The sequence below is a fragment of the Allomuricauda sp. R78024 genome (assembly GCF_044596045.1).
Taxonomy (GTDB): Bacteria; Bacteroidota; Bacteroidia; order Flavobacteriales; family Flavobacteriaceae; genus Flagellimonas.
The window spans coordinates 1,841,265-1,857,016 of sequence record NZ_CP138995.1 but is presented as its reverse complement, the minus strand read 5'-3'; the positions used below and the strand labels follow the sequence as shown (position 1 = coordinate 1,857,016).

The following is a 15,752-nucleotide window of genomic DNA, read 5'->3' as shown; positions in this document are numbered from 1 at the left end:
TTACCATTCTTCTCTTTTAATCAAGCTCTCTATATGTGCAAAATGATGGCTTCCATGCCATGCATAACGACCTATATTTTCCTCAAGAGTGGTCTCTTGATTACCTTCAGGATGGGTGAATTTTCGTTTTAAATCTTTCCCAGAGAGTCCTTTCAAAAGATAAACCAGTTTAGCATGTACAGCTTTTAGATGATCTAAAGACATTTGAATAGGTGCCGATTGTGCATCGAACAATTTGGACCATTCTTTTTCCAGATATGGTTTAATCACAGGGTTATCCTCAGTCAATCCCCACTTAAATCTAATGTAGCTATGATGATGACTATCCGATATATGGTGCACTAATTGTCTCACTGTCCAGCCGCCTGGCCTGTATGACGTTTCTAATTGCTCATTTGAAAGTGGAGTTACCATATCTTCTAATCTTTGCGGTAAATGCTCTAAAATCGCAATCCAATCGTTTATGTGCTTTTCAGTGATAGGCTGCGGAATTTTATAAGTACCAATAGGGTATCTAAGTTGTTCTAAAGTGTCTTTTTCCATAGCTTAAAAGTAGCAAAATTTCGAGTTATTATATGGCTGAAACATGACTAAAATCATTTAGATTTTTAAAACTTTAATAGACTTTTAACGGCAATAAAAGCATACAGAACATTTATCCACTAATTTTGTAGGACACCTATTTTCAATTTAAAAAAACAACATTTATGGCAACAATTAGATTGGGCGATACCGCTCCAGATTTTACCGCTGAAACATCCCAAGGAACATTAAATTTTTATGACTATTTAGGCGATGGTTGGGGAATCCTTTTCTCTCATCCTGCCGATTTTACACCTGTTTGCACAACAGAACTGGGAACTGCGGCAAAGTTTAAAGGTGAGTTTGAAAAACGAAATGTGAAAATGATGGCATTAAGTGTGGATGGTGCAGCGTCTCATGCAGAATGGATAAAAGATATAAATGAAACGCAAAATACCGTTGTCAACTTTCCTATTATTGCAGATGAAGATAGAAAAGTCTCTGACCTTTATGATATGATTCATCCCAATGCGGATGACACCCTAACTGTTCGTTCGGTTTTCATTGTTGGACCAGACAAAAAAGTGAAGTTGATTTTGACTTATCCCGCTTCAACAGGGCGCAATTTTTATGAGTTAGTTCGTGTGATAGATTCATTGCAATTAACAGCTCATCATAAAGTGGCAACACCTGCCAATTGGGAGCATGGCGAAAAAGTGGTGGTTAGTCCATCAATCCCTACCGAGGAGGCTAAAGAAATCTTCACAAAAGGTGTTGAAGAGATAAAACCATACTTGAGGCTAACACCAGACCCTACTGCTTAACCTTAATTTAATGTCAAAAATTAACAAAAAACCTTAATTAACAATAAATTAAGTGTACCTTTGCAGCTAATTAATTTTTTTAGTATTTATTATGAGTAAAGGAACAGTAAAATTCTTCAACGATTCAAAAGGCTACGGCTTTATTACAGAAGAAGGTTCAAACACAGATCACTTCGTACACGTTTCAGGCCTAATTGATGAAATTAGAGAAGGTGACGCAGTAGAATTCGAACTACAGCAAGGTAAAAAAGGATTGAACGCCGTAAACGTACAAGTTATAGATTAAGGTAACAGCACACTTTTTTATAGAACAAACCCGGGCAATGCCCGGGTTTTTTATTTTCATTTTTGTTTAAACTTTACGCAACCTATTGCATTTTTTCAATCTAAACTTTAAACAAACACAGTTTCCCCTACACCATTAAATAAACAACACTATGAACACTTTCTTTGGGATTCTTTCCTTGCTCCTTGTTATCAACCTATTATTACTGCTGTTAAGTGTAAATAGCTCCAAAAAGTAGATTTTCTAGAGTTTTATGCTCCGAGAAAAATAGTTTCGGACAATATAGTAGGGTTTTTATACGTTCGGTTGTTAAATAGATATAGTTTCCCCACAAGCAAAATCTTGAATAAATGAGCACCTTCTTTATCGTATTACTTTTATTACTTGCCCTTAATCTTTGTTTATTATTGGTAAGTGTAAATAGATCAAAATAAAAAAGCTTCCTAAATAGGAAGCTTTTTTATTTTGTATTCTTGCATTTACAAGAATGTCAATTATTTTACATTCATCAACTCTACATCAAAAATTAGCGTAGCATCCGGAGGAATAACACCACCGGCACCAGCACTACCATAAGCTAAATTGGAAGGAATGACAAAACGTGCCTTATCTCCTACCTTTAACAAAGCTATACCTTCATCCCATCCCGGAATTACTTGACCTACACCCAAAGCAAAATCTATGGGTTGGTTTCTGCTGTATGATGAATCAAATACTTGTCCATTAGTCAAACTGCCTTCATAGTGTACAGAAACTGTTTTTCCTTTTTCAGCTTTGGCCCCATTACCTTGTTGTATCATTTTGTACCGAAGTCCACTTTCAGTAGTATCAAAACCAGCGGATAACTTTTCCATTTCAGCGGCGGCTTTTTCTTTGGCCTCAGCAATTTTTTGCTCTCTTGCACCTTCAAACACCCTAAAAGCTTCAATGGCATTCCAAGCTTCGGCCTCTGAACCTATTCTAAGAATTTCAAGGTTATCAATTGCATCTCCTTGAGCTATGGCATCCACCACTTCCATTCCTTCTTCCACATGACCAAAAACAGTATGTTTGTTATCTAACCAAGGCGTAGCAACATGTGTTATAAAAAATTGACTCCCGTTAGTACCAGGTCCAGCATTGGCCATGGATAGGATTCCAGGCCCCTCATGGGTCAATTCTGAATGAAACTCATCATCAAATTTGTATCCTGGATCACCTGTTCCGGTTCCTTGTGGACATCCACCTTGAATCATGAAATCTGCAATAACCCTATGGAACTTAAGTCCATCATAGTATGGTTTTCCTTGAGGTTTGGCACTGTTCTCCATGTTTCCCTCTGCCAAGGCAACAAAGTTACCTACGGTTCCAGGTGTTTTGTCATGGGTAAGTTTTACTACAATCTCACCCTTTGTTGTGTTGAATTTTGCGTAAATTCCTTCTTGCATTTTTGCTCTTTTTAATAAGCGGCAAAGGTAGGGGTTTTTATGTATTTGAAGTTCCGTAAATTTTGACGAATTTTAGGTTGATCTTATCATTACAATGCAGGAATTATTTTTTCAAAATATCGAAGAGTATAAAAAGCAAATGGCATTGGGAAACATCCAAAATGCCTATAAGGGAGTTATCAAATACATGATGGGGTTGAGAACTCATTTTCTAAATGAACATTCAGACCATTTTGTAACAGGTAGTTTTTACCAAGGTTACATGGGTATCACTTATTTTCCAGTTACACCCTTATCTCTGAAAAATCAGAAATTAAAAATTGGATTGATTTTTAATCATAGAAAAGTATGGTTTGAAATTTGGCTGGTAGGACAGAACAAAAAAGTCCAGAAGAGTTACTGGAATCAGTTTAAAGATAACGATTGGAAAAAATACCCACTCTCAAAGGCAGGAAAAGATTCAATTATTAAACATGTATTGATTGAAAAACCAAATTTCAAACATTTGGATGTTCTGACCGAAACCATTGAAAAAGACACGCTTAAATTTATAGAGGAAGTCTCCAAGGTCATTCTCCAATTATCTGAACACTCAAACGATGAATAGCTGCAATAAAGCGAACATAACTTGTAAGGATGAAGAAAAATGAATTTATTTCGAATCGTCTACGTGAAGTGTTTTTGAATGGACAATGGGTAGCTAACACCAATTTCAAAGAGCAAATTTCAGATTTATCTTGGGAGCAAGCAACCCAAAAAGTGTACAACCTTAATACTATTGCAGCGCTTACATATCATGTTTACTATTACCTATCCGGTGTTTTGAAGGTTCTAGAAGGTGAAAAATTAGATATTAATGATAAATATAGTTTTGACATTCCAACTTTGGAGAGTGAGGCTGACTGGAGAAAACTAATGAACGATTTTTTGAGTTGTGCTGAAAGGTTTGCGGACAAAGTTGAACAGATGCCGGAAGAAAAATTTGACAATATCTTTGTTGATAAAAAATACGGTAATTACCAACGAAATCTTGAAGGAATGATAGAACATGGCTATTACCATCTTGGGCAAATTTCACTCGTAAAAAAGATAATTTTAGAAAATGAAAAAATATCTTCATAAGTGTGTATGCAAACTAACCACGCGTTGAGAAGTTTTACTACAAAATTTGCAATCTAAGCAGCAAAAATTTATCATTAAATTATAAAAACTACTACCCCTTAATCTTTGTTGAAGGAATAGTTCCGTACTTATCTATAAGATAGACCAAACTGGCCATGGTTGCCGCTCCTAGTTCCAATTCACGCTTATTTACATGTTCAAAAGTGTCGTTTTCTGCGTGGTGGTGATCAAAATATCGTTGAGAGTCTGGTCGTAAACCGGCTAAAACCAAATCCTCATTTTTTAGGGGGCCAATATCCGCTCCACTATACCCTTTAACAAACATATGAATCAAGTAAGGTTCAAACAGGTTTGCCCAGCTTTGTACTTGTTTCAGATTTTCTTCGGAACAATCAAAAGAGAAACCTCTGGGTGTAAATCCTCCTGAATCGCTTTCTAGGGCAAAAACGTGCTTTTCATTTTTACTCAGCGCCACTTCAGCATATTTGTTTCCGCCGCGAAGTCCATTTTCTTCATTCATAAACAACACAACACGAAGTGTACGTTTGGGCTTATAACCAGATTCTTTCAATAGGCGAAGTACATCCATACTCTGCACACAACCTGCTCCATCATCATGGGAACCGTCCCCAAGATCCCAAGAATCCAAATGACCTCCCACAACCATAATTTCATTTGGGTATGTAGAACCTTTTATCTCTCCTATTACATTATAGGATTCAACATCATCAAGCTGCTTACAGTTTTGTTTGAAGTAAAGCTTAATATTTGGATTTAACTTGAGGGTGGTGCTCAATAATTCTGCTCCTTTAGTACTTATAGCAGCCGCAGGAATCCGATCCTCAACCGGTGTGTCCCCGTAGCTCATGGATCCTGTATGTGGAAAATCATCTAAACTTAGTGTCACAGAACGAACAATAACACCGACCGCACCATATTTACCCGCCTCTGAAGCACCTGAATATCTTTGGTCCACACAACCCGAGTATGAAGCAAATGTGCTTATCAGCTTTGGTTCCATTGGGCGGTTGTAAAACACAATTTTACCTGCTATCTGATCTTTTCCCAGTTTTTCTAAATCTTCTATTCCTTGAATCTCAATAATATTGGTCTTTAAACCTTTGTCCGGGGTTGCAACAGATCCTCCAAGTGCGCAAATGGGAACATTGGTAGTAAGGCCTGGCTTTGTTTCTATATAAGCAAACTCTGGAGTGCCCCTTACCCATTTTGGGACCATTACGGGCTGCAACCATACACGGTCCAACCCTAAAGAATCTAATTGTGCTTTTGTATAATCCACGGCCTGTTGTGCCTGCACAGAACCTGAAAGGCGCCCGCCAATCTGATTGGAGAGATGATTTAGCCAATCATATGCTTTTCCATTGGTCAGGGCCTGATCATAGATCGCTCTAATTTGCTTCTCATCATCTGTTTGTGAAAAAAAAGGGGTACTAACCAATAAAAGGGCTAGAAGTAAAGTTGTTCTCATTCGGTTTCTTTTTCCAGTTGTTGCTTAAAGCTTTCTAAATTAGCTTTTATTTTTTCGTCCAACTCAGGTTCTGTAACATCTTTATGCTTTTTTAACGCTTCCAATAAAATAGTCGCCACAATTACCCGAGCGGCTTTTTTGTTATCTGCGGGAACAATATACCATGGTGCATGGGGCTTTGAGGTTTCATTGATAGCTTTTTCATAACACTTTTGGTATTCATTCCATAACTTTCGTTCCTTAAGGTCGCCTGCCGAAAATTTCCAGTTTTTCTCCTTCAATCTTAACCTTCTTAATAAACGTTGCCGCTGTTCTTCTTTAGAGAGGTGAAGAAAAAACTTGAATATTAGTGTTCCATTTTCAGAAATATGCCTTTCAAAGTCATTTATTTGTCGATATCTTTTTTCCCAAAACCCATCATCTATATCTGATACCGACTCAATACCTGGAATGTTTTCGCCCATAATATACTCCGGATGGACTTTCGTTACCAATACATTTTCATAATGGGTTCTATTAAATACACTGAATTTACCCCGTGCAGGTAATGCAATATAATGCCTCCACAAGTAATCATGTTTTAACTCCAGCTCCGTGGGGACTTTAAAACTGTGAACTACCACGCCCCTTGCATTAAAATCCTTAAAAACCTCTCTTATAAGGCTATCCTTACCTGAAGTATCCATTCCTTGCAGACAAACAAGAATTCCGTATTTTCCATGAGCGTATAACGTATCTTGAAATTTTCCCAATTTCTTTCGCACGTCTTCCAGCCATTCTTTAAGTTCTTTATCTGAGCTGTTAAGGTCATTAAAAGTGCTTATTTCGGAAAGTTTTAAGGTATTTTCTGCTTGATATGCAGTAATATTGATTTTTTCCATAAGAATGAATATAGGCCTTTTTGTTCATTCCTTCAATCATCTCCTCAAAACTACCATTCAACGATAGTTTTTACGTTTTGTAGTTTTAGCTGGTCTTTTATCGATTTTTTTTACCTCAAAGCGATTCTTCCCGTAATTTAGTAGGAAACATAAGACGCACAGTCCCAAATCTAGCGTTATGAAAACAAAAAAGATTATTCTCTTTGTAGTCTTTATTTTAGGCGTTCTTGGCCTATTACTAATGGCTTCATTCACCACACGCAATGCATGCGAGTATGCAAATTCCAATATAGAGTACATTAAAAGTCAAACAGAGAAGGCAATAATTGCGGATGATTTTGAAATGTCGAAGTACTTTGTCTATAAAGCCTTAAATGGTATTGAGAAAACCAAGCTCAATTTTATAGATTGTGGATGCGAAGGAACCATAGAAAGTCTTGAAAAAGCACTTTTTTATCTTAAAGAAGCAACAAGGGCTGAAACCTTTGAAGCTTCAAAAAAGTCATTGCATATTGCATTGGAGAGTACCACTATTGGAATTAAAGTACTTAAAACATTTGAAGAAGAGTTTTCAAGTTCATATGGTAATGACATGTTGGTTTTGAACACAAAAGATGCTATTGACCAGCAGAACGGCATTCTTATGCCACAAGGAGAAGCTTTAAGAAAACGAGTGCACAACTGCTTGCTCGGTTTTGAGACTTCTCTTGATAAGGTAGTAAATGAGGTAGAATGTAAAGAAGCCCAAGGGTTTATCACAAAAATACATGAAGAAGCTAGGTTAACTTTACTCAACACAGAACTATCTGAGCCAAAAAAACAGTATTACCAGCGCGTTAAGACCATATCACACGATGCGCTTTCTAAGTTGGGCGATTGTCCTTTGGATTAATTATTTACTGGCAAAAAGTTTCACATCTTCTTCTGAGACCTCCTTGCCTCCAAGAATGATCAATCTTTCTACCACATTGCGAAGTTCACGTACGTTTCCAGTCCAATCGTAACCCTTTAATAGTTCAATGGCTTTTTTAGAAAAACTTTTTGCTGCTGTACCTTGTTCAGCAGCTATTTGACCAGAAAAATGATCAATTAGTATAGGAATGTCGTCTCTTCTATCGTTTAAAGAAGGAACTTTTATTAAAATTACCGCCAATCGATGGTATAAATCTTCTCTAAATTTATTATCGGCAATTTCCTTTTTAAGATCTTTATTGGTAGCGGCCAAAACTCGCACATCAACTTTAATATCCTTGTCCGTGCCCACCCTGGAAATTTTGTTTTCCTGCAATGCCCTTAACACTTTAGCTTGTGCGGAAAGACTCATATCCCCAATTTCATCCAAAAAAATGGTTCCTTTATTTGCAGCTTCAAATTTTCCGGCTCTATCTTTTATAGCGGAGGTAAACGCTCCTTTTACATGTCCAAAAAGTTCACTTTCTATTAATTCTGAAGGAATAGCGGCACAATTTACCTCAATAAAAGGTGCGGAAGAACGAGGACTCTTTTCATGCAACCAATGCGCCACCAATTCTTTTCCCGTACCATTGGATCCCGTTATTAAAACTCGGGCATCTGTTGGGGCCACTTTCTCAATCATATCCTTTATAACCCCGATCTCATCACTTTCTCCAACCATTTCGTAGTTTTTGGAGACCTTCTTTTTCAGGATTTTATTCTCTACCACCAATTCTTTGCGGTCCAGTGCATTTCTTACTGTAGTCAACAAACGATTTAAATCTGGTGGTTTTGATATATAATCAAAGGCACCTAAACGCATTGTATTTACCGCTGTATCTAAATCTCCATGACCAGAAATCATAATAAACGGGATTTCTGGCTTTATCTTTCGAGCTGCTTCCAATACCTCGACACCATCCATTTTTGGCATTTTAATATCGCACAACACCAAATCAAAATCTTCCTTTTTAATAGCTTCAATACCCCTTAGACCATCCTCGGCTTCATTAACCTCATAAGTGTCACTTTCTTCACTTAAAATCTTTACCAAAACTCTTCTAATGGCAGATTCATCCTCTATTACCAATATTTTTGACATATTATGCTATTTAAAAAATTCCAATCTTGAATCCAGTTCTAATATAAAGATTTGACTCATCATTCAATAAAAAAACATCGCCCCTTTTATCATTCCTTAATTTTCCTTCTTGCTCGAATGAACGCCCTACTAAAGCGTACAAAGACATTCTTTTGGATATATTGTACTGGTACCCCAATGCTCCAATTAAAGCAGAAAGGGAGATTTTTGACCCCAATTGCCCATCTGGCAAAACAATATCATTCTGGACATTTATAAAATATCCATCTAACAACACTGTCGCTTCCAAAGTATGCTTTCTTGTAATGTGGTGTTTAAAGTTAGACCTTGGTATTCCCAAGGTATAGGACCATTTTGGGTGAAATCTTCTATAATAACTCACCAATGGCAAGGGTACGGGAAGTCCTGTAGTACTGTTATAAGATAGTCCAAGTACTATTCTAAATGGTTTGTCCGCATTTGGTTTTTCTTTCCAGAGAGTTGCAGTTGCGTTAAAGAAGAAATCATCGGTAATAGTTCCATTGGTAAAATTGGAAGCAAACCTTGGCGTTATTATGGTTACCAAATTCCAATTTTCATTCCATTTGGTTATAAAACCAAGGTTAAGGTCTGCCACATGAAACCGAATTAATTCGCTTTTGTCAAATGGAAAATCACGAGAATAACCAATATCAAGTCTATTATATTCTAAACCTGTTATTAAGTAGTCCTTTTTTTCGTTCAGTTTAATAGGAAGATTGAACAGTAGCTTATAACGCTGTGTTTTAATACCAGAATCATTTTCAGGTATATTTAAATACTCAAATTTAAATATATCCGAGCTTTGACCGTATCCTGTTTGGTAGGCAAGCATTCCAAAGAACAATCCAAGAATCCAAACTACACTATTATGTATCGAGGTTTTTATTTTTCCTGAGGTTTTTGATACTGGATTAGATGTACATCTCGCTGCGGGAACGGAATGCTAACGTTGTTTTCTTTGAATTTGGCATTTATGTTATAACGAATTTCACTTTTAATCTTAGGGTCACCAAAACTATCATTAGTAAAAAAATGAAGTGAAAACAATAGGGCGGAATCTCCAAAATCATCAAAAAGCACAAATGGTTTTGGGTTTTTCAACACATTTTTTTGTTCTGCTGCCACTTGTTCTAAAAGTTGTGTGACCAAAACAACATCACTACCATAAGCTACACCAACATTCACTCTTTCTCGTGTAGTTCTATGATTTTGGGTGTAGTTATATACAATATCACTAATGAACTTATGATTGGGAATAATAATGACTTTATCATCTCTGGTTATTGCCCTTGTTGTTCTTAATTTAATTTCAAAAACCTTACCAACTTTGTTATCAACTTCAACAATATCACCTACCTGTAATGACTTATCCACAATAATAAAAATACCGCCAAGAATATCTTGAAACAATTCTTGAAGGGCTAACCCTAACCCCACAAATAATGCGGCAGAAGCCGTTATCATAAGGGTAATGTCAATACCAGCAGCACTTAGGGTAACCAAAACCACTACTAGATAGATGACGTAATTGATGAACTTAAAAACGCTTGAGAACTTTTGCTTATCCTCTTGCTCCATTTTCCTTGTAAACAGATACCTAAGCCATTTTAAGAGAAACTTGGTGACAATAAAGGCAATTGTTAAAAGCAATAACAACCCCACGGTAAAGTGAATAGATTTCTCTCCTTCACCCAAATGAAATCCCAGGTTTAGAAATTCCTTAATGGAGCCCCAAATATCTTCTTTGATGATTTCCTGTATTTCGCTGGTCTCTTCTTGCATCTTAACTTAGTATCTCAGCCATTTGAACAATTCCTTGTATGTGGGTCTCTTGCCGTACATTAATATTCCCACTCTATAAATTTTTGCCGCCAACCAAACTATTCCAAAAAATGTTCCAATAAGCAGGGTAATCGATAGCAATAGTTGCCACAAAGGTACACCACCTTCGCCAATTCCTCCTGGAAGCCTCATAAGCATAACTATGGGAGAGGTTAGCGGAAATAATGAAAACCCGACCGCAATTGGGCCATGTGGGTTGCTAAAAACCGAGAAGAAACCTACATAAATGGCTAACATCAACGGTAATATTATTGGAAAAATAAATTGCTGAGTGTCCGTTTCGTTATCCACTGCAGCACCGATTGCCGCATAAATTGAGCTGTAAATAAAATATCCTAAAATGAAGTACACCAAAAAGGAACTAATCAATAGAAACCATGGAATGTTTAAAATTTCCTTGGCATATAACATCATTTCGGTGCTTGGAGGCGTAGAGAACTGCCCCATACCATTCATACTGCCAGGCACCATTGGATTTTCAGTGGCAATTGCTGCTAAATCAATTCCTAAAAACAACGATACAAGAAACAATAAAAGTGAAGCAGAAATAATCCAAATTGTAAATTGTGTAATTCCAGCTAACGAAGTACCTATTATTTTGCCCAACATCAATTGAAAAGGTTTTACTGAGGAAATAATCACCTCAATAATTCTGCTGGTTTTTTCTTCTATGACACTTCGCATCACAAAACCGCCATAAATAATGATAAACATCATAATGGCATATCCAAATCCTCCTCCAATAAACGCTTTTATCTCGTTTATACCTTTCACACTTTTCTCACCATCAAACGTAGCTAGGTTAATTTCAAAGGATGCTTCAATATCCGAAAACTGCCCTTGAGAAACTCCTAGGTTCTCCAATCTCTTTTGTCTTAGTTTCTTCTGAAAAATACCTTCTAACCGTTGCGTAACATTGGTATTGGGATTATCCTTGGTAAATAAGTATGCTGATTTAGAGACCTGCTCCAAATCCGCGCCTTTTGGCAAGTGAAGCAATCCATAATATCCCAACGAGCTTGTAGAATCTTTAGCTTCCTGTAAAGAAAGGCCTTTAAAGTGAACATAGGACATGCTTTCTGACGTCTTAAATTGTTCATCAAAAAAACCGCTTTCATTTAGAACTGAGATTACCCGTTTCTCGCTATCATTTATTTTGGTCAAATAGGCAATCAATACAATCATCCCCACAATTAAAAGAGGGCTCAAAATGGTCATGATTATAAACGACTTGTTCCTCACTTTCGCCAAATATTCCCGCCTTATAATTAGCCACAGCTTATCGGTCATTCTCTTTGTTGTTTACTGTTTGAATAAAAATGTCGTTGGCTGAAGGGATGGTTTCTTCAAAGCGATTGATATTTGCTTGGTTAGACAGTTCAGCAAGAACTCCTGCGGTTTGATTGGATGGCAACTGAATGGTAAAGTCCAGCTGTTTCTCTTCCTTATCAAAGCTTGAAGATAAAATCTGAAATTTATCTTCCAAAGTTTTTACAAATGTATCTCCGTCCTGTTGTATTTCTAATCCAACGTTGAAAATGTTGTTTTTGTATTCCTTTTTTATGTCGGAAAGTTTACCGTCCAGAATTTTTTCCGATTTATGAATTAGCGCAATATACTCGCACAACTCTTCCACGGATTCCATTCGGTGCGTTGAAAATATAATGGAAGTTCCTTTTTCCTTAAGTAGAAGAATTTCATCTTTTATAATGTTGGCATTTATAGGGTCAAATCCACTAAAAGGTTCATCAAAAATCAACAATTTAGGTTCATGTAAAACAGTGACTATAAATTGGATTTTTTGAGCCATTCCTTTGGAAAGCTCCTGAATTTTTTTGTTCCACCAGTCTCCTATGTCCAACCGGTCAAACCAATATTTCAGTCTTTTTTTTGCCTCACTTTTAGAAAGGCCCTTAAGTTGAGCTAAGTACAATGCCTGCTCCCCTACTTTCATACTTTTGTACAGCCCCCTTTCTTCTGGCAAATAGCCAATATGGGCAATGTGTTCTGGAGCTAGAGGACTACCATTAAATAGCACCTCTCCTTTATCTTGATACGTTATTTGATTGATAATGCGTATAAAAGTGGTCTTTCCCGCCCCATTTGGACCTAAAAGACCGTAAATACAGTTTTCTGGTATTTCTAGTGAAATGTTGCTCAGTGCAGTAAAGTCACCATAGGTTTTGGTGACATTTTTGGCAACAAGGATATGATCCATTTAAACTATTTTTTCAAAGATATGTATTTGACCAAAGAAGACTACTACGCTCATAAAAACAAAACCCACCCTTAAAAATCAAGGATGGGAAAAAAATTGCTATGAAAAAGAAAATTAGATGCTGGTTGCCCAACATCAGTTCCAAATATACGTTTTTTATTTAAACAGAAAAGCATTAATTGTTAGGAGAACATATCTTTAACTTTTTCAAAAAACGACTTATCTGACTTTTCTGGTTTTGGAACAAAGTTTTCATCATTCTGCATGCGTTCAAAGAATTCTTTTTGTTCCCTATTCAATTCTTTTGGTGTCCAAACGTTTACATGGACCAATAAATCTCCACTACCATAACCATTAATACTGGAGATACCTTTACCACGCAATCTCAATATCTTTCCGGATTGAATTCCCGGTTCAAGTTTTATCCTAACCTTTCCTCCTACGGCATCAATCTCTTTAGAACTACCCAAAACTGCTTCAGAAAAACTTATGTATAGGTCATAATGCAAATTATCACCTTCCCTTTTTAAGGTATCATGTTCCGCAGTCTCAATGGCTACTAACAAGTCTCCCGGAATTCCATCTCCTGGAGCTCCATTTCCTTTTCCGGAAACCTTCAACTGCATTCCTTCTTCTACACCAGGTGGAATTTTTATGGAAACTGTTTCCTCTTCCATCTTAAGTCCTTGTGCATCTGCCCCACTAGGTCTTTTATCAATGGTTTGTCCAGCTCCACCACAAGTACTACAGGTAGTTGCTGTCTGCATTCTACCTAAAATTGTATTGGTGATTTTAGTAACTTGACCACTGCCGTTACAAGTAGGGCATGTTTTGTAGGTTACCCCTTCTGCTTGGACCTTTCTTCTGACCTTTACTTTTTTCTCTACGCCATTGGCAACTTCCTCTAGTGTCAACTTAACCCTAATGCGGAGGTTACTTCCTTTTACCCTACGTTGTCCGCCTCCAAAGCCTCCAAAACCACTAAATCCGCCACCACCAAAAGCACTACCGAAAATATCTCCAAACTGACTGAAGATATCATCCATATTCATACCTCCACCACCAAATCCAGCACCACCTTCAAAGGCGGCATGGCCAAATTGGTCATATTTAGCACGTTTATCAGGGTCGCTCAGCACTTCATAAGCTTCGGCTGCTTTTTTGAACATTTCTTCAGCTTTGGAATCGCCCGGATTTTTATCCGGATGAAATTCAATAGCCTTTTTTCTATAAGCTTTTTTTATTTCGGCAGCCGTAGCTCCTTTGGAAACGCCCAATATTTCGTAAAAGTCATCCTTCATATACTCTTAATTTCCAACGACTACTTTTGGGTGTCGTATGATGCGTTCTCCAAGTTTGAATCCTTTTTCGACCACATCTATTATTTTACCTTTCATCTTTTTGTTTGGAGCAGGGATTTGAGTTATGGCATCATGTACTTCAGCATCAAAAACATCCCCTTCGCCTACTTCAACTTCTTCCAGCCCCTTGCCTTTCAAAGTTTCTTTAAATTTATTACTGATGAGCTCCACCCCTTTGAACATTTCTTTATCCTCAGATTTTGAAATCTCTTTAAGGGCCCTGTCAAAATCATCTAAAACTGGTAGCAATGAAACAATCACTTCTTGCCCAGCAGTTTTAAAAAGCTCCATGCGTTCTTTTGAAGTCCTTCTTTTAAAATTTTCAAATTCAGCAAAAAGTCTGAGGAATTTATCTTTCTCCTTTGCCAAATCTTCACGTAGCTGATCTTCTATGGAAATCTCTTCTTTCTCTTCAACTTCATTTTCCATAGCTATATTTTCATCGCTCAGTTCAGGATTGTTAGCGGTTTGGGAATCGTTTGGTTTTCCCTCCATCTCCTCAACCTTACTTTTCTTGCTCATATACTATTATTTTATTTCCTTTTTTGAAGTGGCAAAAGTACTGCCAATTGTCTAAAAATGTCAAAATGTCACAACAAATCACAAAAAAAATCCGCCTGTGGCGGACATGTGTATTCATAAGGGTATTATTGAGCAATGTCACACAAATTCTTTGTTCATTGATGCCATCTGTGATTCACTATCTTCTTTCCTTGATAGATAAAGGTTTTCCAAGGCAGTACCTATGTTTGTATGTTGAAAAATAAACCCTTTTTTCTCAATACGTTTGCTGCTAACCCGCTGACTGGCATAAAGGATATACGACATTTCACCCAAGATAACCTGCATTGCAAGCCTTGGCACATTGGGCAGAATTAGGGGTTTATCAAGTATTCTAGCCAATTCCTTTGTCATCTTCGCATTGGTCACGGGATTCGGAGCCACTGCATTAAACGTCCCTTTTAGATTATTTTCAATCACAAAAACAAAAATCTGTGCCAAATCTTCAATATGAATCCATGATTGCCACTGATTTCCAGTTCCAAAAGCAGCTCCAACAAAGTTTTGAACAGGCCTTGCCATTTTAGGCAATGCCCCTCCCAAGATTGACAGCACAATGCCTATTCTTATTTTGGAAACATTAAAATCAAAACTATTGAATGTATCCACTTCACGTTCCCATTTTTCTACAGTCTCACCTAAAAAGCTATCATCAATATCCGTTTCATTTTCATTATAAAAATTAATGAGAGAATTTGGGTAAATTCCAATTGCAGAAGCTGAAACAAAAGATTTGATTTGGGCAGAATCAATTTCCCCTAGTGCCTTGTGTAATGTTCGAAGACTATTTATTCTGCTGGAAAGCACTTTTTTCTTGTATGCTGGCGACCATCTTTTAGCAATACCCGCTCCAGCAAGATTTATTATGGCAGAGACCCCTTCTAAACAGGCTAAATCTATTTCGTCTTTAGACGGATTCCAATAAAAACCGCTAAAGTCCTGAGATGAAACTATTTTTTCTCTTCGTGTGGTCAAATAATTAACAGAAATACCTTTCTCCTGCAAAACCTTTACAATGGCTTTGCCTACTAATCCCGTGGCACCTGTAATCAAAACCTTCATACAATCATTTTGAGGCAAATTTAATGGTTTAAACTGCTGTTTATGAGGCATTAATTTAGGTTTAACACAATTGTTTAAAC

The 15,752-nt window shown here is 37.0% G+C and carries 17 protein-coding genes; 5 read left to right on the top strand and 12 right to left on the bottom strand.

Features of this window, described 5'->3' with window-relative positions; genetic code table 11:
* Window positions 1-543 (bottom strand): YfiT family bacillithiol transferase, encoded by a 543-nt coding sequence (locus SJY44_RS08235; protein WP_396591996.1) that lies wholly within the window; start codon window positions 541-543, stop codon window positions 1-3.
* A 164-nt stretch (window positions 544-707) separates the two neighbouring features.
* Between SJY44_RS08235 and SJY44_RS08230 the strand changes: the two genes are divergently transcribed.
* On the top strand, window positions 708-1,346 hold the full coding sequence (locus SJY44_RS08230; RefSeq protein WP_298928331.1) for a peroxiredoxin: 639 nt from the start codon (window positions 708-710) through the stop codon (window positions 1,344-1,346).
* Window positions 1,347-1,437: 91 nt separating this feature from the next.
* Entirely contained in the window at window positions 1,438-1,632 is a 195-nt protein-coding gene (locus SJY44_RS08225) for a cold-shock protein (protein ID WP_055397609.1), read from the top strand.
* Between the two features lie 494 nt (window positions 1,633-2,126).
* Here the strand turns inward: SJY44_RS08225 and SJY44_RS08220 are convergent, their stop codons facing one another.
* Entirely contained in the window at window positions 2,127-3,059 is a 933-nt protein-coding gene (locus SJY44_RS08220; RefSeq protein ID WP_396591995.1) for a peptidylprolyl isomerase, read from the bottom strand.
* A 94-nt stretch (window positions 3,060-3,153) separates the two neighbouring features.
* Here SJY44_RS08220 and SJY44_RS08215 point away from each other — a divergent pair, with 94 nt between their 5' ends.
* The gene (locus SJY44_RS08215; protein ID WP_396591994.1) at window positions 3,154-3,666 is read left to right on the top strand and encodes a DUF7000 family protein; all 513 of its coding nucleotides are present in this window, start codon (window positions 3,154-3,156) and stop codon (window positions 3,664-3,666) included.
* A 29-nt stretch (window positions 3,667-3,695) separates the two neighbouring features.
* Complete coding sequence (locus SJY44_RS08210; RefSeq protein ID WP_396591993.1) at window positions 3,696-4,181, top strand: DinB family protein; 486 nt, start codon at window positions 3,696-3,698, stop codon at window positions 4,179-4,181.
* Between the two features lie 91 nt (window positions 4,182-4,272).
* On the opposite strand, the gene SJY44_RS08205 is transcribed toward SJY44_RS08210, so the two are convergent.
* Both SJY44_RS08205 and SJY44_RS08200 read right to left on the bottom strand, forming a co-directional pair.
* A complete protein-coding gene (locus SJY44_RS08205; RefSeq protein ID WP_396591992.1) occupies window positions 4,273-5,670 on the bottom strand; it encodes a M20/M25/M40 family metallo-hydrolase in 1,398 nt (465 codons plus the stop codon).
* On the bottom strand, window positions 5,667-6,551 hold the full coding sequence (locus SJY44_RS08200) for a PPK2 family polyphosphate kinase (RefSeq protein WP_396591991.1): 885 nt from the start codon (window positions 6,549-6,551) through the stop codon (window positions 5,667-5,669). Before SJY44_RS08200 ends, SJY44_RS08205 begins: the two co-directional genes overlap by 4 nt.
* Before the next feature lie 178 nt (window positions 6,552-6,729).
* Here SJY44_RS08200 and SJY44_RS08195 point away from each other — a divergent pair, with 178 nt between their 5' ends.
* The gene (locus tag SJY44_RS08195) at window positions 6,730-7,443 is read left to right on the top strand and encodes a hypothetical protein (RefSeq protein WP_396591990.1); all 714 of its coding nucleotides are present in this window, start codon (window positions 6,730-6,732) and stop codon (window positions 7,441-7,443) included.
* On the opposite strand, the gene SJY44_RS08190 is transcribed toward SJY44_RS08195, so the two are convergent.
* The 8 genes from SJY44_RS08190 to SJY44_RS08155 form a co-directional block, all read right to left on the bottom strand.
* Window positions 7,444-8,607 (bottom strand): sigma-54 dependent transcriptional regulator, encoded by a 1,164-nt coding sequence (locus SJY44_RS08190; RefSeq protein ID WP_298928350.1) that lies wholly within the window; start codon window positions 8,605-8,607, stop codon window positions 7,444-7,446.
* Window positions 8,608-8,617: 10 nt separating this feature from the next.
* Complete coding sequence (locus SJY44_RS08185) at window positions 8,618-9,460, bottom strand: DUF6268 family outer membrane beta-barrel protein (protein ID WP_396591989.1); 843 nt, start codon at window positions 9,458-9,460, stop codon at window positions 8,618-8,620.
* 50 nt (window positions 9,461-9,510) lie between these two features.
* Entirely contained in the window at window positions 9,511-10,410 is a 900-nt protein-coding gene (locus SJY44_RS08180; RefSeq protein ID WP_396591988.1) for a mechanosensitive ion channel family protein, read from the bottom strand.
* A gap of 6 nt (window positions 10,411-10,416) precedes the next feature.
* Entirely contained in the window at window positions 10,417-11,760 is a 1,344-nt protein-coding gene (locus tag SJY44_RS08175) for an ABC transporter permease (RefSeq protein WP_396591987.1), read from the bottom strand.
* Entirely contained in the window at window positions 11,750-12,688 is a 939-nt protein-coding gene (locus SJY44_RS08170) for an ABC transporter ATP-binding protein (protein ID WP_396591986.1), read from the bottom strand. Before SJY44_RS08170 ends, SJY44_RS08175 begins: the two co-directional genes overlap by 11 nt.
* 182 nt (window positions 12,689-12,870) lie before the next feature.
* Window positions 12,871-13,989, bottom strand: a complete 1,119-nt coding sequence (gene dnaJ, locus SJY44_RS08165) for a molecular chaperone DnaJ (RefSeq protein WP_299213892.1) — start codon at window positions 13,987-13,989, stop codon at window positions 12,871-12,873.
* A gap of 6 nt (window positions 13,990-13,995) precedes the next feature.
* Window positions 13,996-14,571, bottom strand: coding sequence for a nucleotide exchange factor GrpE (locus tag SJY44_RS08160; RefSeq protein ID WP_298928366.1), 576 nt, complete (start codon window positions 14,569-14,571; stop codon window positions 13,996-13,998).
* Between the two features lie 138 nt (window positions 14,572-14,709).
* Window positions 14,710-15,723: a TIGR01777 family oxidoreductase gene (locus SJY44_RS08155; protein WP_396591985.1), complete on the bottom strand. Its 1,014-nt coding sequence runs from the start codon at window positions 15,721-15,723 to the stop codon at window positions 14,710-14,712.
* Window positions 15,724-15,752: the final 29 nt, after the last annotated feature.

Bases quoted from the DNA above. Each gene is read 5' to 3' on its own strand.
- SJY44_RS08170 (WP_396591986.1), bottom strand. From the start codon at position 12,688: ATGGATCATATCCTTGTTGCCAAAAATGTCACCAAAACCTATGGTGAC.
- SJY44_RS08205 (WP_396591992.1), bottom strand. From the start codon at position 5,670: ATGAGAACAACTTTACTTCTAGCCCTTTTATTGGTTAGTACCCCTTTT.
- SJY44_RS08160 (WP_298928366.1), bottom strand. From the start codon at position 14,571: ATGAGCAAGAAAAGTAAGGTTGAGGAGATGGAGGGAAAACCAAACGAT.
- SJY44_RS08235 (WP_396591996.1), bottom strand. From the start codon at position 543: ATGGAAAAAGACACTTTAGAACAACTTAGATACCCTATTGGTACTTAT.
- SJY44_RS08220 (WP_396591995.1), bottom strand. From the start codon at position 3,059: ATGCAAGAAGGAATTTACGCAAAATTCAACACAACAAAGGGTGAGATT.
- SJY44_RS08185 (WP_396591989.1), bottom strand. From the start codon at position 9,460: ATGCTTGCCTACCAAACAGGATACGGTCAAAGCTCGGATATATTTAAA.
- SJY44_RS08175 (WP_396591987.1), bottom strand. From the start codon at position 11,760: ATGACCGATAAGCTGTGGCTAATTATAAGGCGGGAATATTTGGCGAAA.
- SJY44_RS08180 (WP_396591988.1), bottom strand. From the start codon at position 10,410: ATGCAAGAAGAGACCAGCGAAATACAGGAAATCATCAAAGAAGATATT.
- SJY44_RS08200 (WP_396591991.1), bottom strand. From the start codon at position 6,551: ATGGAAAAAATCAATATTACTGCATATCAAGCAGAAAATACCTTAAAA.
- SJY44_RS08225 (WP_055397609.1), top strand. From the start codon at position 1,438: ATGAGTAAAGGAACAGTAAAATTCTTCAACGATTCAAAAGGCTACGGC.
- SJY44_RS08195 (WP_396591990.1), top strand. From the start codon at position 6,730: ATGAAAACAAAAAAGATTATTCTCTTTGTAGTCTTTATTTTAGGCGTT.
- SJY44_RS08210 (WP_396591993.1), top strand. From the start codon at position 3,696: ATGAAGAAAAATGAATTTATTTCGAATCGTCTACGTGAAGTGTTTTTG.
- dnaJ (WP_299213892.1), bottom strand. From the start codon at position 13,989: ATGAAGGATGACTTTTACGAAATATTGGGCGTTTCCAAAGGAGCTACG.
- SJY44_RS08215 (WP_396591994.1), top strand. From the start codon at position 3,154: ATGCAGGAATTATTTTTTCAAAATATCGAAGAGTATAAAAAGCAAATG.
- SJY44_RS08230 (WP_298928331.1), top strand. From the start codon at position 708: ATGGCAACAATTAGATTGGGCGATACCGCTCCAGATTTTACCGCTGAA.
- SJY44_RS08155 (WP_396591985.1), bottom strand. From the start codon at position 15,723: ATGCCTCATAAACAGCAGTTTAAACCATTAAATTTGCCTCAAAATGAT.
- SJY44_RS08190 (WP_298928350.1), bottom strand. From the start codon at position 8,607: ATGTCAAAAATATTGGTAATAGAGGATGAATCTGCCATTAGAAGAGTT.